Below are 17074 nucleotides of genomic sequence, written 5' to 3' on the forward strand. Positions count from 1 at the left end.
CCAAGCCTTACGATTGATATGACCGCCGTCCGAGCCCTCCCCCATGGTGACAGCTTGAAGATTTCCTGCACGGCGCCCGCGCAGGGCCGGCGAATCGCCGACGCGCTGGCCGCGCTTGGCGTCGTGGCGACGTTCGCGGCGGGGCTGCTCGCCTTCAGCGAGCCCGCCGCCGCGCAGGTGCGCGGCGCCACGCAGCCGGGCGAGGACCCGCGCCGCCAGGGCTCCGGGGCGAAGATCACCAGGGAAGCCGACCCCGAGGACAAGGCGAAGAGCCGCGACGATTCGGAGCGCCTGCACGACAGCTACCAGCCGAAGGGCGTGGACCTCGGCCAGTTCCTGTTCCTGCCCAAGCTCGAGCTGGACGAGACCTACAACACCAACCTGTTCGCCACGCAGACGGACAAGCGCAGCGATTTCGTCACGGTCATCCGCCCCGAGCTGAAGCTGCGCTCACGGTTCAAGGAGCACGCGCTCAACCTGTCGCTGCTGGCCGAGCAGTACCTGCACAAGCGCTACAACAGCGACAACCGCACCGACCTGCAGTTCGACGTCGACGGCCGCTACGACTTCTCCAGCGAGACGCAGGCCACCTATTTCGGCCAGCTCTTCTCCCGCCATGAGGACCGTGGCAGCCCCGACGACGTGCGCGGCCTGGAGCCGACGCCGATCAGCGGATTCGTCAACCGCGGCGGCTTCAAGCACCAGTTCGGCCGCTACACGGTCGTGAGCGAAGTCGGCGTCGATCGCCGCGTCTTCGGCAGCGTCTCCACCGCGGCGGGCACCACGGTCCGCAACGCGGACCGCGACCGTTGGGAACTGCTCGCCCGCCTGCGCGGCAGCTACGAGATGTTCCCCGGATATGCCGCCGTCACCGAGGTGTCCGGCAACCGCCGGATCTACGACGACTCGCGGGACCGCGCCGGCTTCGACCGCAACAGCTATGGCTACCGGGTCGAAGCGGGTATCGGCGTCGACATTAGCCAGCTCGTCCGCGGCGACTTCCTGGTGGGCTACTTCGCGCAGAACTATCGCGACGCCCGGTTCAAGGACCCGCAGGGCCTGTCGGTGCGCGCCACCTTCAACTGGACGCCGACGACGCTGACCATCATCGTCCCGTCGTTCGAGCGGTCGGTCAACGAGACGACGACCGCCAGCGCTTCGGGCATGGTGCGCAACGCCTTCAACCTGACCGTGCGCCACGAGCTGGAGCGCAACATCATCCTGACCGGCTACGGCAGCGTGGCCTACGACCAGTTCTCGGGCGTGAAGAACCGCGACGCATGGACCTACGAGGGCCGCGCCCGCGTGATCTACGCCTTCACGCCGGAGGTCTACACCGGCGGCGAGGTCGGCTACCGCAACAAGCGGTCGCAGGCCGAGACCGAAAGCTTCACCCAAACCACCTTCATGCTGAGGCTGGGCCTGCAGTACTGATCCGCTGCGCTCCACACGTCCCGACCACGGCGAGGAGGCCCACTCGGGGCCCATGACCGATCGCGAATCTCTGTCGTTGCCGCCTTCCCAGACCATGATCGACTTCCGCCAGGGCGCCCGCTGGGCCTGGCGGCTGGTCTGGCGTGGCAAATTCATCATCCTCGTCTGCATGGCGCTGGTGCTGGTTCCCGCCGTGCTGGTGCTGAAGCAGACGACGCCCCGCTACACCGCCACGGCGCAGATCATGATCGAGGCGCCGGAAACCAACGACGTGCTGGCCGACCGCACGATGACGGTGGCGCGCCAGCGCGTGAGCGAAGCCGTGGTTCAGACCGAGGCGGAACTCATCGCCTCGACCGTTCTCGCGCGCCGCGTCGTCACCAAGCTGCGGCTCGACGAAGATCCGGAGTTCAACGCCAAGCTGCGCGAGCCGCGGCCGCTGGCCACCTTCCTGGCGTCGCTCAACCCGATGTCCTGGATCCCGGTGTCGTGGATCTCGCGCGGCGAGGAGCCGCAGAAGCTGGGGCCGACCGCCCGCGAGGACATCGAGCGGGCACGCATCGTGCGCGCCTTTTCCTCGCGCCTGACGGTGCGCCCGCAGCGCCGCTCCTACATCATCACCGTGCAGTACGTCTCTGAGGACCGCGAGAAGGCTGCGCTTATCGCCAACACCGTGGCCGAGCTGTACGTGGTCGACCGCCTGGAGGCGAGCTTCGAGGAGGCGCGGCGCGTCACCGGCTGGCTCGGCGAGCGCCTCGACGCGCTGCGCCGCGACGTGGTCGCCGCCGAGAACGCGGTCGAGCAGTTCCGCTCCGAACACGACCTGCGGCGCAAGAACGAGCGTCAGGCCACCGTCAACGACCAGCAGCTCTCCGAACTCAATTCGCGCCTGGTGCTGGCGCGCGCCGATCTGGCGCAGAAGCAGGCGCGGCTGGACCAGGTGCGCGTGCTCGTCCGCACCCGCGGCAGCGTCGACACGTCGACCGACGTCCTGCAGTCGCAACTCATCCAGCGCCTGCGCGAGCAGGAGGCGATGAAGTCCCGCGAGATGTCGGAGGCGCTGAAGACCTACGGCGACCGCCACCCGCGCATGCTCGGCCTGCGCGCCGACCTCAACGACCTGCGCGGCAAGATCGCGGGGGAGATCGAGAAGATCGCCGCCTCCATCGCCAACGACGTGGAGGTGGCCGCGGCCGGCGTCCACTCGCTGGAGCGGGAACTCGACGGCCTGCGGCGCCAGACCAACGTGGCCGGCGCGGCGGAGGTGCGGCTGCGCGAGCTGGAACGTCAGGCGGAGGCCAGCAAGAGCCTGTACGAGGCGTTCCTGGGCCGCTTCAAGCGCGAGGCCGAGCAGGAGCGCATGCAGCGCGCCAACGCCCGCATCGTGTCGCCGGCCGATGTTCCGGTCATGGCGTCCTTCCCGGCCACGCGGTCCGTCCTCGGGCTGTCGGCGCTGCTGTCGCTGCTGGGCGGGATCGCGCTGGTCTTCGTCATCGACCGCCTCGACAACGCGGTGCGGTCGGCCGACGACGCGGAGGAGCTGACCGGGCTGCCGACGCTCGCCATGATCCCGCTTCACCGCGGCAGCACCGACCGTCCGGTCGACGAGGTGCTGCAGCGTCCCCGGTCGGCTCTGGCCGACGGCGTTCGCAGCCTGCGCACCGCGCTCCACCTCGGCGACGGCGCGGAGGCCAGCCGGGTGGTCCTGGTCACCTCCTCGGTGCCCAAGGAAGGCAAGACCTTCGTTTCGCTGTGCCTGGCGCTGCTGTTCTCGAAGGTGGATGACCGGGTGCTCCTTATCGACGGCGACGTCCACCGCCCCCGCCTGCACAAGGCGCTGGGCGTCGACGGAGAGCGTGGTCTGGCCCAGCTCCTGGCCGGCGAAGCCGCCTTCGACGAGGTCGTCCAGCCGGGCATCGGCGGCAGCCTCGACTTCCTTCCGGCCGGCAGCTACGGGAACGTCGCCGAAATCATCCAGGGGCCCCAGGTCGAGGCCCTTCTCGGCGACCTGCTGAAGCGCTACACCCGCATCGTCATCGACTCGCCACCGGTGCTGGCCGTGGCCGATTCGCGCATCCTCGCCCGGATCGCCGACCGCGTCGTCTATCTGATCCGCTGGAACTCGACGCCGCGCGACGCCGTGCGCAACGGCATGAAGCTGCTGCGCGCCGCCGGGGTGAACCCGTACGGCACCGTCCTGTCGCAGGTGAACCAGCGCAAGCACACCCGCTACGGCTATGGCGACTACGGACAGTATTATGGCCGATACCGCGACTACTACGGCGAGTGAGACGGCGGCCATCGAGGCACGGGCGCCCGCCCCTCCCCGCTCCGCCCCCTCGCACCGGGGGGCCGCGGTGGTGGCCGGGGTGGCGGGCTGCCTGCTCCTGGCGTTCGGGCTGCCGCGTCTGGTTGCCGGCGTGGCGACGCTCGACGCCCGCGCCGTTCTGTGGGACGTCCACTCCGGCGCCGAGGCTGTGCAGCCTCAGGCACTCGCCGCGGCGTCGGCGGATCTGGCGTCGGCGTACCGCTGGGTGCGCGACGGCGAGCTGGAGGGCGACCGGGGGCTGCTGCTCCTGCGCGCGGCCGATGCGGCGGTGGGCGCCGAGCGGAAGGAGCTTCTCGCCGCCGCCACGGAGGCGACGGTGGCATCGCTCACCCGCGCGCCCGGCCAGCCCAGCGTCTGGCTTCGTCTGGCCCATCTGCGCAACTGGGAAGGCGACGTGAAGGCGGCGGTGGCCGCGCTGCGCATGTCGATGCTGTCCGGCTCCTTCATCCCGGCACTCATGCCGTCGCGCATCGATCTGGCGCTGCGGCTTCTGCCGGCCATGGACCGGGAGGTCGTCGAGCTGCTGGAACGGCAGGTCCGCCTGATGTGGGTGGCGGATCCGAATTTCGTCGCCCGGCTCGGCGCCCGGCCGGAAGCCGGGCCGCTGGTGCGCAACGCGCTGGCCGCGGTGTCGGAGGACGACATGGCTCTCTACCTTCGCCTGCACGGCCCACGGCAGTAGAACACCGCCGACCGCGGAGGGATGGACGCGTCACGCGCCCGGCTAAATCAGGCGGCGTCGACGTCCGTGCGGGGATTGGTGCGGGCGTTCAGAAGTCCCTGGTAGAGTTCCATGCGCCGTGCGAAGGCCGGTGCGGCGGAAAAGCGCGTTTCGAACGTGCGGCGCGCGGCGGCTCCCATCCGGTGCAGCATGTCCGGCTGCGCCATCATCGCGGCCGCCTTCGCGCGCCACTCGGCGACGTCGCCGGGACGGGCAAAGCGTCCGGACACCCCGTCCTCGAGCATGTGGACAACCGCGCTGTCCGACGATGCGAGGGTCGGCAGGCCGTGCGCCATGGCCTCCGCCACGACCAGCGGGAAGTTCTCGTACCAGAGCGACGGGAACATGAGAACGGCGGCACGCGTCATGGCCGCCGACACGCCCGATGCCGACAGCCCGCCGTGGAAGCGCACATGCGCCGGAGCCAGCCGCGCCAAACGTTCGGACAGTGGCCCTTCGCCGACGACGTCGAGGGGCATGTCGACGCCGCGCCAAGCCTCGATCAGGGTCTCGATGCCCTTTTCCGGGCTCAGCCGGCCGACGAAGAGCGCGCCTCTGCGGTCGGATGCGGATGCGGCTGCCGGTCCCGGATCGCGGACCGCGGGCGGGCAGACGTCGACGTGATCGGGCGGCAATCCGCCTTCTATGAACAGGTCCCGTGAGTGGGGATTGAGGGCGAGAAACAGATCGACCTTGTTTCTCCAGGTGCCCAGGGCCTTGTGAATGCCGACGATTGCCGCGACGGCGGCGCTCGCCTTGCGATCCCCGCGATAGCAGGCGTGGGCGACGGCCGGCCACTTTACCAGACGGGTCAGGCACTCCTGGCACGGCGCCCCCTGTTTCAGCAAAAATCCGTTGGCGCACAGAAGCCGGAAATTATGAAGTGTTTGGACGACCGGCAGGCCATGCGCCCGGATGGCGTCGTAGACGGCCGGGGACAGGAGGGGAAAGGTGTTGTGGACGTGCACGATGTCGGGCCGGTGCGCGGCGATGGCGCGGGACACCAGGTCATAGCCTTCGCGCGACCAGATGGAGCGCAAGGCCAAACCCAGCGTGCCGCCGCCCTGGATGCGATTGTTGTCTTCGATCAGGCTCGCGACGTCGACTCCATGCTCCCTCAGCAATGCCTCCTCGGCTTCGACGGCGACGTCTTCGCCGCCGCGCAAGCGGTATCGTTCATGGACCAAAAGCACGCGCATGATCGCTCCTGGTGGTGTGCAACGGACGAGCCTCGCTGGCACGTCGGCGTATCTACAGTCGTTTGCGGGGCCGGCACGGTTCCATGACGCAGCGGCCTGTCCGGCTCAACGAGCCGCCGGCTCCGCATGCACCGGCGTCCACGCCCATCATTTGGCCGGGTGCAGCGAAGCGCCGGACATGGTCCCGGCGCGCTCCAGATGGACCATCCGCCCGAGCGTCAACGGGTTCAGCCAGACGTTCCATGCAGCGGCCGGCCGGCCGATCACCCCGCATCGCCACGCGGCGATCCCCGTCATGGCGGCCTGTCCCCACAGCACCCCATGGAAGACCAAAGCCCCCGTCGCCGTGGGCCAGAGCCAGAACGCGCCGTTGCTGGCCACGGCCGCCATCGCCGCCGTCGCCGTGGTGACACAGACGATGGTCCGGGCCTGCCCGCGGGCGACCAGCGCGGAGGTCAGCGCCGCGGCGATGGTGAACGGCACCATGACCGGAACGAGCAGGCGGAAGAGCGGCGCGGCTTGCGGAAAGTGCGGCCCCAGAATCGTGGGCACCAGGATTTCGCTCATGCCGGCCAGCACGACGACGACGGCCGTCATCGCCACGGACGCGTGGAGCGTCAGGACGAACACCATTTCCCGGCCGCGGTGCGGATCCGACGCCATCGTCCGCGCCAGGGAGGGATAGATGGTCTGCAGCGCGACGTTCAGGAACGGGTGCAGGCCAAGCATGAGGCGGAACAGCACCGACAGATGGCTGACCTCCTCAATCGGGGTCCACCGCGCGGCGGACAGGATCGGCGCCTGCCAGATCACGGTTCCCACTGTGGCCGCGAATCCCAGGGGAATGGCCGGCCTGGCAAGCTCGCGCACGGCCGTGAGCGACGGCAGGGACAGGCGCGCAAAGGGGCCGAGACGGCGGCGGGCGACGACGATCGCCAGCATGGCCGCCGCCCCCTCGGCAACCGGCACGGCCAGCGGCGATCGGAAGACGAGCAGAAGGAGAACCAGCAGCACGAGCGTGGCAAGGCCCTGGAACAGCCTGATCAGTCCCTGCTCGTAGAAGCGGCCCAGCCCGTTCAGCGCCCAGCCATAACCCAGCGAGACGAGCGCCATCGAGCACACCTGGGCCGCCAGTTGAAGCCGCGACCCGGCGTCCACGTATCCCAACACCGTCTGCACGCCGAAGAGGACCGGCACCGCCGCCAGGATCAGGCCCAGCTTGAGGGCCGACACGTCCGTGAGGATCCGCGCCCCCTGGTCCGGCGGCGACACGGCCAGACGGTGGGTCCCGGCATGCTCGGATCCGGCCTGCACGATTCCCGCCGCGATGGCCGTCAGCGACCAGGCGATGCCGATGACGCCCAGGTCCGCGGCGCCGAGGACCCACCCCGCCAGGGCAACCGTCAGGAGTTGCGTGATGCGGTACACGAATTCGCCGACGCCGGTGGCGATCAGATGGGCCAGGAGCGTGTCGGGCCGCGCCGCCAGAAACCCCCGCACCGTCATGACACGGCCCGGGGCCGGAGAACGCCCGCGCGGGTGCCGCCGGCCTGCGCCATCAGCATGCGCCGCTCGACGGCCAGCACCGCCAGTCCGGTTCCTATGATCGACCAGTACCAGATGCCGCCTTGCGGGCCTTCCAGATAGACATCGAAGGTGGCGTTGACCGCGGCCGCGGCCCACGTCGCCAGGATCCACACGTTCGCCCGCTGCCAGGCATCGGCCCCCGCGTGCTTCATCCTGATGGCCATGCGGATCAGCGCCGTCACGAAGGCGACGTGCAGGCCCCCCCACAGCACGAGCCCCGGCACGCCGGCTCTGGCCAGAACCGTCAGATGGCCGTTGTGCGGACTGCGCAAATCCCCCAGTTCGGAAACCTGGTACCCGTCTGAATCGGCCAGATTCTCGCCGAACCCCTTGCCGGTCCAGAAATACTCGCCGAACAGGGTGTAATCGAGAATGTCCTCCCACCACAGCAATCGCCACGTGGCGGTGGATTCAAGCTCGACCGCGTCGATGCCGACGGCATCGGCAGGCCGCTCGCCGGTGATGCTGAGAACGTTGGCGAGAATCTGCTCGGCCGAAATCTCGCGCCGTTCCGTTTCGATGCGAATGCCGAACACGGCCATCACGGTCAGCACGCCGACGAGGGCAGCGACGAACAACGCCACCGGCCGGCGCCCATAGCCGAACAGGAAAACGACCAGGATGCCGGCGGCCATGGCCAGCAGCCCGCCGCGGGCGCCGGCGATCACCCACAGGGCCGCGGCCATCCACGACGACCAGAAGAGCCAGTCCGGAAGCCAGCGCGGCAACGGGTGGCCGGGCGCCATCGCCTCCCGCAGCCGAAGCAGCCGAAACGCCAGAACCCCGGAAAGGTGCACGGCGACGTCGCCGGCCTTGAGCAGGATGAACGGGACGTAATCAATGGGACCATTGGCCAGGCGCGGGGCCATGACGATGAACAGGGGCAGGAGCACCACGCTGACGCTCAATGCCCGGTCGAACGCGATGACGAGGCCGCGGACCATGTGGCGATCGTTCATCAGCGACGCGACGATGAACGCGAAGGCCGAATAGCCGTAGAGCGCGGAGTCGCGCAGCGTGTCGACCCCGTATTCTTCGAGATGGGGAAGCGATCTGGACAAGCACCACAAATCGAACGCGATCAGAAGCCAAAGGATGCGCGAATCGGCAAATATACGGAAATCAGGCGCGCACAGGTACAGGACAAGGCTGAGGAGCAGGACAACCTCGCCAACATAGATCGGCGGCACCCCGACATGAGCGAAACCACGGCCGCCAAGCACATAGCCAACCAGCAGCAACCCGATGACGTAGAGGCATGACGTCTGAAGGAATCGTCTCATCGGGGAAGATCAACCCGCCGAAGCCGTGTGAAGAATTCAAAAACCCATGGGGTCATACCGGGGCATGCGGCAACACACGCGGCCACGGAGTCCTGTCCATGGTCCGGACCGTACCGGCATCCAAACCGTGCCGTCAATGCTCCCGTGTGGGACAGTTTTGGCGCTCCCGGCCCGGCCAACACCCGACGGGCAACACCGGTCGGCCGACACCGGCCGGCCGGCTTGGCGGCTGACGGGGCGGGCGATGCATGGTACGACTGCGGGCGCAGGGACGGCAGGCGATCCACCTCGGAGAATGAACCGTGGGCACAGCGGAACTGGACGTTGCGGTCGCAGAAGGGGGGACACCCGGCACCCCTCCGCGTGCGGCCCGCCCCGGCGGACCATCGCCGAAGACCGGCCTGCCGCGGGAAGGCGTCTTCGGGCGGACGTCGCCCTAGCCATGACCGGCGCCGCAGACATCCTGGCGCCGCTGGCGCCGGAGTTCCGGCTGCTCTGCGCGGCGGTGCGGCGGGCGCAGGGGAACGGCGACGTCACGGCCCTGCGCGCCGCGATGGCGGCGGGGCCGGACTGGGCGGCCGTGCTTCGGGGGGCGGCGCGGCACCGCGCGACGGCGCTCGTCCTTGCCGGGCTCCAGGCCGACGGCGCGGCGGACGTGCCGCCGGACGTCCTGGCCGCGCTGCGCCGGGCGGCGGCGGCCGATACCCGCCGGTGTCTGGCGCACGCCGCCGAGGTGGTCCGCCTCGTCCGCCTGTTCGCGGCGGCGGACATCCGGGTGCTGGTGCTGAAGGGCGTGGTGCTGTCGCAGCAGCTTTACGGAAACCTCGCCATGCGTGGACCGGGCGACATCGACCTGCTGGTCGACCCCGCCCGGTTCTGGGAGGCGGATGCCGTGCTCGCCGCGGCCGGCTACCGGCTCGACGGGCCGGCCATCTCCCCGGCCCGCCGCGCCGCCGGCCAGCGGCTGTTCCGCGACCTGACCTACCGCGACGCCGGGCGCGGCCTCGTGGTCGAGCTGCACCAGCGCCTGACCGCGAATCCCCGCCGGCTGGAAGCCGATTTCGACTCCCTCTGGCGCGACCGGGTCGACGTGGCGCTGGCCGGCGTGGCCGTCGCCACCCTGCCCCGGCGCGTGCTGGCGCTCTACCTGTGCGTCCACGGCGCCCACCACTGCTGGGAGCGGCTGTGCTGGCTGGCCGACCTGACGGCGCTGCTGAAGGACGCCGAAGGCGCCGCAGGGGCGCTGGCCCAGGCGGAGGCGGCCGGGCTGCGCGCGGCCATGCGCCTCATGGTGACGCTGGGGCACGGCTGGCTCGGGCTGCCGCTGCCCGGCCACCCGCACGCCGGGCACCCGCACGCCGGGCACTGGCACGCCGGGGGACGCGACGGCCGCCGCGCCCGGCGCTTCGTCGCCCGCTTCTTCACCGGATCCCGGTGGCTGGACATGCCCCGCGAGGGCAGCGCCGCGTGGCTTTGCCGCGAGGCGTGGCGGCGGCTTTACCTCTATTCGTTCAAGGACGACTGGCGCCACGGCTGGGACGAACTGCGCGCGGACCTCGCCAACCCCGTCGACTGGGGTGTTTTTCCGCTACCCGACCGGTTGCTGTGGTTGTATCCGTTCCTGCGGCCCGTCGGGTGGGTGGTGCGCAACGCGCGCCGGAAGCGGCCGGCGGGGCACAAGGCGCCGCCGGACTGACGCCCGCCATCCGCTGCGAAAACCGTCCGTTGCGAAAGCCGTCCCGCGTGTCCGATTCCGCCCGCCTTCCCTCATCCCCGCCCGCCGATTCCCCACGGCGGCGCCTCGCCGCGCTGGTGCGCGACGTGGTGCGCTCCACCAGCCCGCGGCGTCTGGCCGCCGTGGCGGCTCTGATGGCGGTCGCCGCCTTCGCCGAGGGCGCCGGCCTCATGCTCCTGGTGCCGCTGCTCGATCTGCTGGGCATCACGGGATCGGGGCGGGTGGCCGGCTGGCTGGCGGCGCTCGGGGTCGGCCCCGTCGGGCTGGAGGGCGCGCTGGCCGCCTATCTGGTTCTCGTCGCCGCCGCGGCGTGGGTGGTGCGTGCCCGCACGCTGGCGGCGCTCAGGCTGCGGTTGGCCTTCATGGACCGCCTGCGCACCCGCCTGCACGCCGCCCTGCTCGCCACCGAATGGCGCACCTTCGCGCGGCTGCGCGCCGGCGCCGTCCAGCAGGCGCTGACCGAGGAGGCCGGGCGCACCGGCATGGGCGTGGAGTTCCTGCTGCGCCTGGGCGCCGCCGGGCTGCAGGTGCCGGCGCTGCTGGCCGTCGCCGCCATCCTGTCGCCGCTGCTCACCGGCGGGGCGCTCGTCCTCGCCGCCGTCATGGCGCTGGCCATGCGCCCCCTGAACCGGCGCACCTACCAGCTCGGCCGCTCCATGCAGCACCTGGGCCGCGCGCTGCACGCCGACCTTGCCGAGGACATCACCGGCATGCGGGTGGTGCGCAGCCACGGGCTGGAACCGGCGCGGCGCCAGCGCTTCGCCGAGCGCGCCGCGGCGGCGCGCGCGAACGTCCTCGACCACCAGCGGACCTCCGGAACCGAACGGGCGGTCGCCCGCGTGGTGGCGGCGGCGGCCACGGCGCTGGTGGTGGTGCTTGCCGTGCGCGGCTTCGCGGTGCCGCTGGCGGACACGCTGGTGCTGGTCGTCGCCTTCGCCCGGCTGGCGTCGGCGGGGCTGGCGCTGCGGGACGGCTACCGGACGGTGCTGCACGCGCTGCCGGCGCACGCCGCCCTGACCGACCTCCTGGACCAGTGCCGGGCGGCGGCCGAGCCGGCCGGGTCCGGCACGGTCGAGCCGCCGCCCTTCACGCGGGGCCTGCGTCTGGAGGGCGTGGTCTTCCGCCACGCCGAGGGCGATCCGCCCGCGCTGGCCGGCGTGGACGCCGAGATCCCCGCGCGCGGCATCACCGCGGTGATCGGCCCGTCCGGGGCGGGAAAATCGACGCTGGCCGACCTACTGCTCGGCCTCCTGGCGCCGGACGGCGGCCGCATCCTGGTCGACGGCCGGCCGCTGGAGGGCGCCGCGCGGCAGGCCTGGCGGCGGCGCGCCGGCTACGTTCCCCAGGACAGCTTCCTGTTCCACGACACGATCCGCGCCAACCTGACGATGGCCGCGCCGGAGGCCGGCGAACCGGCGCTGTGGGACGCGCTGGAGCGCGCGGCGGCGGCCGACTTCGTGCGCGCCCTACCGGACGGGCTGGATACCGTGGTCGGCGAGCGCGGCAGCCGCCTCTCCGGCGGCGAGCGGCAGCGTCTGGCCCTGGCCCGCGCGCTCGTCCGCCGACCGGCCCTCCTCATCCTCGACGAGGCCACCAGCGCGCTCGACGTCGGGAGCGAGCGGCGCGTCCTGGCGGCGCTGGACCGCCTGCGCCACGAGCTGGCGGTCGTCGTCGTCGCGCACCGCGCCTCGACCGTGCGCAGCGCCGACACGGTGATCGTCCTGGAGCACGGCCGGGTCGTCGGCGCCGGCTCGTGGGACGACGTGGCGCGGCAGGCGGCGCCGCTGCTCGCCCGGCTCGGCATGGTCGACGGCCACGCGGCGCCCCCGTGACGCTCACCGCGGCGACACCCGAAACGGGCGCCGCCGTTGCCCCCGGGAAAGGGAGTACCGCCGTGAGCTTCGACCTCGACGCCGTCCGCGGCCATGGCGCCGGGGGCCATCCGTGACCTCGTGTGCAGCCGGCGCTTGCACCGGATTTGTTTCAAGCGCCATCGTTGACCCTCCAGGCGAAGGCGCATACAACCTTCCCGCAAGGGGTTTTGCGCTCGGGCGCGCCGCCCCGCTGTCCTGCGAAGGGTGACGGACCGTCGATGGTCAACCGCGGTATCGAGGTGCTGAAGGAAACGCAGGCGGAATTCCTCCGGGCCATGGGAATCGCATCGGCGATCACCCTGTTCCTGGATGCCCTGCAGCTGGTCGTGCCGATCTACATGATGCAGGTCTTCGACCGCGTGATGTCCAGCCGCAGCATGGAAACGCTGACCATGCTGACGATCATCGCGGTGGTGGGTATCGCCATGTGGGCGGTGCTGGATTTCCTGCGCGGCCGCATCTTCGTCGTGGCCAGCCACGTGGTGGCGACGCGGCTGAACGGCCCGGCCTTCGAGGCGGCGGTCGTCGACACCCTGCGCGGCGAAAGCAGCAGCGCCAACCAGGCGGTGCGCGACGTCAGCGACCTGCGCAACTTCATCACCGGCAGCGCCGTCCTGGTGCCGCTGGAGGCGCTGTTCTCGCCCCTGTTCCTGATCGTGCTGTTCCTGCTCCACCCGATGTACGGGCTGATCGCGCTCATCGCGTCGGTCCTGCTGCTGGTGCTGAGCGTCATCAACGAACTGGCGACCCGCCGGCCGCTGATGGAGGTCAACGACGCCGCCGTGAAGTCGTTCAGCGAGATCGGCGCCGCCGTCCGCCACGGCGAGGTGCTGGAGGCCATGGGCATGACGCAGGCGGTGACGCGGCGCTGGCAGCGCTCGCAGAACCGCTTCGTCGACCTGATGATCCGCTCGCACGACCGGGCCAAGCTGATCACGGCCGTGTCCAAGGGCGTGCGCATGTCGCTCCAGGTGGCGCTGACGGCCACCGCCGTCGTCGTCGTCCTGCACCAGTCCGCGTCGCCGGGCAGCATGTTCGCCGCCATGCTGATCATGGGCCGCGCGCTGATCCCCTTCGAGAACATGATCGAGGGCTACCGGCAGTGGGTGTTCGCCTACGCCGCTTTCCGGCGCCTGCGCACGCTGCTTTCCAAGACCGACAGCCGCCGCCACGGCCTGGACCTGCCGCGCCCGGACCCGCGCGTCAAGGTGGAGCGTCTGGTCTTCGTGCCGCCCGGCGGCGACCGCGCCATCCTCAAGGGCATTTCCTTCCAGCTGGAGCCGGGCGAGGTACTGGGCGTGGTCGGGCCGTCGGGGTCGGGCAAGTCGACGCTGGCGCGCGTGCTGGTCGGCGTGTGGGAGCCGACCGCCGGCGGCGTCTACCTGGACGGCCACAACGTCTACACCTGGAGCCGCGAGAGCTTCGGCCGCTACACCGGCTATCTGCCGCAGAGCATCGCGCTCCTCGACGGCACGATCCGCGAGAACATCGCCCGCATGCAGGAGGCCGAGCCGCACGACGTGATCGAGGCGGCGCGGCGCGCCGACGTGCACGAGATCATCGGCCGCATGCCCTTCGGCTACGAGACGCACATCGGCGACGCCAACTTCGTGCTGTCCGGCGGCCAGCGCCAGCGCATCGCGCTGGCCCGCGCGCTGTTCGGCCGGCCGCGGCTGGTGGTGCTGGACGAGCCCAACTCCAACCTCGACCAAGCCGGCGAGACGGCGCTGCTGCAGGCCATCCAGGCGGCCAAGGACGACGGCGCCACCGTGATCATCATCGCCCACCGCCCGTCGGTGCTGGCCACCGTCGACAAGGTCCTGGTCATGCGCGACGGCACCATCGAGCACTTCGGCCCGCGCGAGGAGGTGGTGAAGTTCGGCAAGCTCAACCTGGCGCCACCGCCGCCGCGCCCCACGCCGATCCCGGTCGAAAGCGGCGGCCTCGGCCGCCTGCCGGGCGCGTGAGGCCGTCATGACGTATGCCCTGACCACCCGCCAGACGACCGTCGCCGCCCCGATCAAGGAAGCGGAGCCGCCGTCGCTGCGCGCCACCCTGATGGCCGCCGGCATCACCATCGTGATCGGCTTCGGCGGCTTCCTGGCGTGGGGCTTCCTGGCGCGCCTGGACAGCGCCGCGCTGGCCCCCGGCATCGTCATCGTCGAGAGCCACCGCAAGACCCTCTCGCACCTGGAAGGCGGCATCCTCAAGGAACTGCTGGTCAAGGAAGGCGATCTGGTCAAGGCGGGACAGGTCCTGCTGCGCCTGGACGCCACCCAGCCGGCGGCGGTGCTGGCGCAGCACCAGAGCCAGTATTGGACGACGCAGGCGCGCATCGCCCGCCTGAGTGCGGAATACCTGGACGAACCGTCGGTCACCTTCCCCGCCTCCCTGCTGGCCAGCCGCGACAAGCCCGAGGCGGCCGAGGCGATGGCCGTGCAGCTGCGCCTGTTCAAGGCGCGCAAGGAGCAGTACGAGGGCCAGATCGAGGTGCAGCACCGGGCGATCGACCAGATCAAGGAAGAGATCACCGCCCTGCGCTTCCAGATGGACGCCAACCGCGAGGCGGTCCGCACCGTCGACGAGGAGCTGCGCGGCATCCAGGAGCTGATGCTGAAGGGGCAGGCGACCAAGCCCCGCCTGCTCGCCCTGCAGCGCGAACTCGCCAACGCCAAGGGGCGCCGGGGCGAGCTGCTGGCCGGCGTCGCCAAGGCCGAGCAGCTGGTCGCGCAGACCCAGCTGCGCATCCTGGAGCTGCGCAACACGCGCCGCAGCGAGGCCGCGCGGGAGCTGCAGGACGCCCAGGCCCAGGCCGCCGTGCTGGAGGAGCAGATCCGCTCGGTCAGCGACGTGCTGACGCGCCGCGACATGGTGGCGCCGCAGGACGGGCGGGTGACGGGGCTGAAGTACTTCACGCCCGGCGGCGTGGTGGCGCCGGGCACGGCCATCCTCGACATCGTGCCGCAGGACGATTCGCTGCTGGTCGAGGCGCGGGTGCAGCCGACCGACATCGACGTGGTGCAGGTCGGGCTCAAGGCGCACGTCCACCTGACGGCCTACAAGCAGCGCAAGGTACCGGCGGTGGAGGGCGAGGTGGTCTACATGTCGGCCGATGCCGTGACCGACCCGGCGACCGGCATGAACCATTTCGTCGCCCGCGTGCGCCTGTCGCCGAAGGCCCTGGCGGCGCTGCCGAACGTCGTCCTGGCGCCGGGCATGCCGGCCGAGGTCGCCATCGTGCTGGGCGAACAGCGCGCCATCGACTACCTGCTGGCCCCCATCACCGACAGCATGCACCGCGCCATGCGCGAGGAGTGACGGCGCGAGGCGTGACGGCGCCGCATCGGGCGGAAGCCGGGCTATTCGAACGGCAGGCCGACGTAGTTCTCGGCCAGCGCCTGCGCCACCGCGCGCGACGCCATGACGCCCTGCAGCTCGGCGATCTGGCGGCGCCGGTCGAACGGGTTGCCGGCCGGGTCCCGGTGCAGCATCTGCGTCATCCACCAGGAGAAGTGCTGCACCCGCCACACCCGCCGCAGGCAGGTGTGCGAATACGCGTCCAGCCGATCCGTCCGCCCCTGCCGGTAGAACGCCTCCAGCGCCCGCGCCAGCACGCGCACGTCGGCCACCGCGAGGTTCATGCCCTTGGCCCCCGTCGGCGGCACGATGTGCGCGGCGTCGCCGGCCAGGAACAGGCGCCCGAAGCGCATCGGCTCGGCCACGAAGCTGCGCATCGCCGTGATGCCCTTCTGCAGGACCGGCCCCTCGGTCAGCGACCAGCCCTCCTCCGGGGCGGCGAAGCGGCGGTGCATCTCCTCCCAGATCCGCGCGTCGGACCACGCGGCGATGTCGTCGTCGGGGGAAACCTGGATGTACAGCCGCGACAACTCCGGCGAGCGCATGCTGAGCAGCGCGAAGCCGCGCTCGTGGCTGGTGTAGATCAACTCGTCCGACGACGGCGGCGCCTGCGCCAGGATGCCCAGCCAGGCGTAGGGGTAGACGCGCTCGTACGCCGTCAACGCCCCGGCCGGCACGGCGGCGCGGCACACGCCGCGGAACCCGTCGCATCCCGCCACGAAATCGCAGTCGATCGTATCCTCCCGCCCGTCCGGCCCACGCACGCGGATGCGCGGGGCCGGCCCGTCAACGCCGTCCACCCCCAAGGCCGCCGTCTCGAACAGGATCGGCAGGCCGGCGGCCAGCCGCGCCGCGATCAGGTCCTTCACCACCTCGTGCTGGCCGTACACGGTGACCGCGCGCCCGGTCAGCTCGGCGAAGTCGATGCGGTGCGTCCGCCCCTCGAAGCGCAGGTCGATGCCATGGTGCAGCAGCCGTTCGCGCAGCAGCCGCTCCCCCACGCCCGTCTCCACCAGCAGGTCGGCCGTGCCCTGCTCCAGCACCCCGGCGCGGATGCGGTGCGCGCAATACTCCCGGCTGCGGTCCTCGACGATCACGGATTCGATGCCGTGCAGGTGCAGCAGGTGGGCGAGCACGAGGCCCGCCGGCCCGGCGCCGACGATGCCGACCTGCGTCCTCATGGCCCCGCCCTCCCAAGAACCCGATCGATGAACGCCTGCGCCGCGCCGACATAGGCCAGCGGATCGAACAGCCGGTCCAGGTCGGCGGGCGACAGCGCGCCGGCGACGTCCGCGTCCTCTTCCAGCACGGCGCGCAGCGGCCGTCCTTCGGCGACCGCCCGCCGGCTGGCCTCGGCGACGCGCTCGTGCGCCGCTAGGCGCCCCATCCGGCCGGCCAGCGCCATGGTCACCGCCTCCGCCATGATCAGCCCGCCGGTCAGGTCCAGGTTGCGGCGCATGCGCTCCGCATCGACCTCCACCCCGCCAATCGCATCCGCCGCATGCCGCGCCGCGCCGGCCACGAGCCGTCCCAGTTCCGGCAGCGCCTGCCATTC

At 71.2% G+C, this 17074-nt stretch carries 11 protein-coding genes and 1 pseudogene; 7 read left to right on the top strand and 5 right to left on the bottom strand.

Going from position 1 to position 17074, the window contains the following annotated elements; genetic code table 11:
* The first annotated feature begins 54 nt into the window (after nucleotides 1-54).
* The 3 genes from VED21_RS30500 to VED21_RS30510 are packed head-to-tail and all read left to right on the top strand — an operon-like array spanning nucleotide 55 to nucleotide 4445.
* On the top strand, nucleotides 55-1434 hold the full coding sequence (locus VED21_RS30500; RefSeq protein ID WP_324889239.1) for an outer membrane beta-barrel protein: 1380 nt from the start codon (nucleotides 55-57) through the stop codon (nucleotides 1432-1434).
* Between the two features lie 52 nt (nucleotides 1435-1486).
* Nucleotides 1487-3724, top strand: coding sequence for a GumC family protein (locus tag VED21_RS30505; RefSeq protein ID WP_324889241.1), 2238 nt, complete (start codon nucleotides 1487-1489; stop codon nucleotides 3722-3724).
* Nucleotides 3693-4445, top strand: a complete 753-nt coding sequence (locus tag VED21_RS30510) for a hypothetical protein (RefSeq protein ID WP_324889243.1) — start codon at nucleotides 3693-3695, stop codon at nucleotides 4443-4445. The genes VED21_RS30505 and VED21_RS30510 overlap by 32 nt, the downstream gene beginning before the upstream one ends.
* A 47-nt stretch (nucleotides 4446-4492) precedes the next feature.
* Here the strand turns inward: VED21_RS30510 and VED21_RS30515 are convergent, their stop codons facing one another.
* The 3 genes from VED21_RS30515 to VED21_RS30525 form a co-directional block, all read right to left on the bottom strand.
* Complete coding sequence (locus VED21_RS30515) at nucleotides 4493-5683, bottom strand: glycosyltransferase (RefSeq protein WP_324889245.1); 1191 nt, start codon at nucleotides 5681-5683, stop codon at nucleotides 4493-4495.
* Nucleotides 5684-5830: 147 nt separating this feature from the next.
* Nucleotides 5831-7189, bottom strand: a complete 1359-nt coding sequence (locus VED21_RS30520) for a hypothetical protein (RefSeq protein WP_324889247.1) — start codon at nucleotides 7187-7189, stop codon at nucleotides 5831-5833.
* A complete protein-coding gene (locus VED21_RS30525) occupies nucleotides 7186-8511 on the bottom strand; it encodes an O-antigen ligase family protein (protein ID WP_324889249.1) in 1326 nt (441 codons plus the stop codon). Before VED21_RS30525 ends, VED21_RS30520 begins: the two co-directional genes overlap by 4 nt.
* Before the next feature lie 484 nt (nucleotides 8512-8995).
* Between VED21_RS30525 and VED21_RS30530 the strand changes: the two genes are divergently transcribed.
* The 4 genes from VED21_RS30530 to VED21_RS30545 all read left to right on the top strand — a co-directional run bounded on the left by VED21_RS30530 (nucleotide 8996) and on the right by VED21_RS30545 (nucleotide 15480).
* Nucleotides 8996-10249: a nucleotidyltransferase family protein gene (locus VED21_RS30530; protein ID WP_324889251.1), complete on the top strand. Its 1254-nt coding sequence runs from the start codon at nucleotides 8996-8998 to the stop codon at nucleotides 10247-10249.
* 47 nt (nucleotides 10250-10296) lie between these two features.
* On the top strand, nucleotides 10297-12120 hold the full coding sequence (locus VED21_RS30535; RefSeq protein WP_324889253.1) for an ABC transporter ATP-binding protein: 1824 nt from the start codon (nucleotides 10297-10299) through the stop codon (nucleotides 12118-12120).
* 260 nt (nucleotides 12121-12380) lie between these two features.
* A complete protein-coding gene (locus VED21_RS30540; protein ID WP_324889255.1) occupies nucleotides 12381-14129 on the top strand; it encodes a type I secretion system permease/ATPase in 1749 nt (582 codons plus the stop codon).
* A gap of 7 nt (nucleotides 14130-14136) precedes the next feature.
* Nucleotides 14137-15480 (top strand): HlyD family type I secretion periplasmic adaptor subunit, encoded by a 1344-nt coding sequence (locus tag VED21_RS30545; protein WP_324889257.1) that lies wholly within the window; start codon nucleotides 14137-14139, stop codon nucleotides 15478-15480.
* Nucleotides 15481-15521: 41 nt separating this feature from the next.
* Here the strand turns inward: VED21_RS30545 and VED21_RS30550 are convergent, their stop codons facing one another.
* On the bottom strand, nucleotides 15522-16700 hold the full coding sequence (locus tag VED21_RS30550; RefSeq protein WP_324889259.1) for a 4-hydroxybenzoate 3-monooxygenase: 1179 nt from the start codon (nucleotides 16698-16700) through the stop codon (nucleotides 15522-15524).
* Nucleotides 16697-17074, bottom strand: a pseudogene (locus tag VED21_RS30555) (3-carboxy-cis,cis-muconate cycloisomerase); the annotation flags it as partial. The gene VED21_RS30550 and the pseudogene VED21_RS30555, both read right to left, overlap by 4 nt.

This window comes from Azospirillum sp. (genome assembly GCF_035627195.1).
Classification (GTDB): Bacteria; Pseudomonadota; Alphaproteobacteria; order Azospirillales; family Azospirillaceae; genus Azospirillum.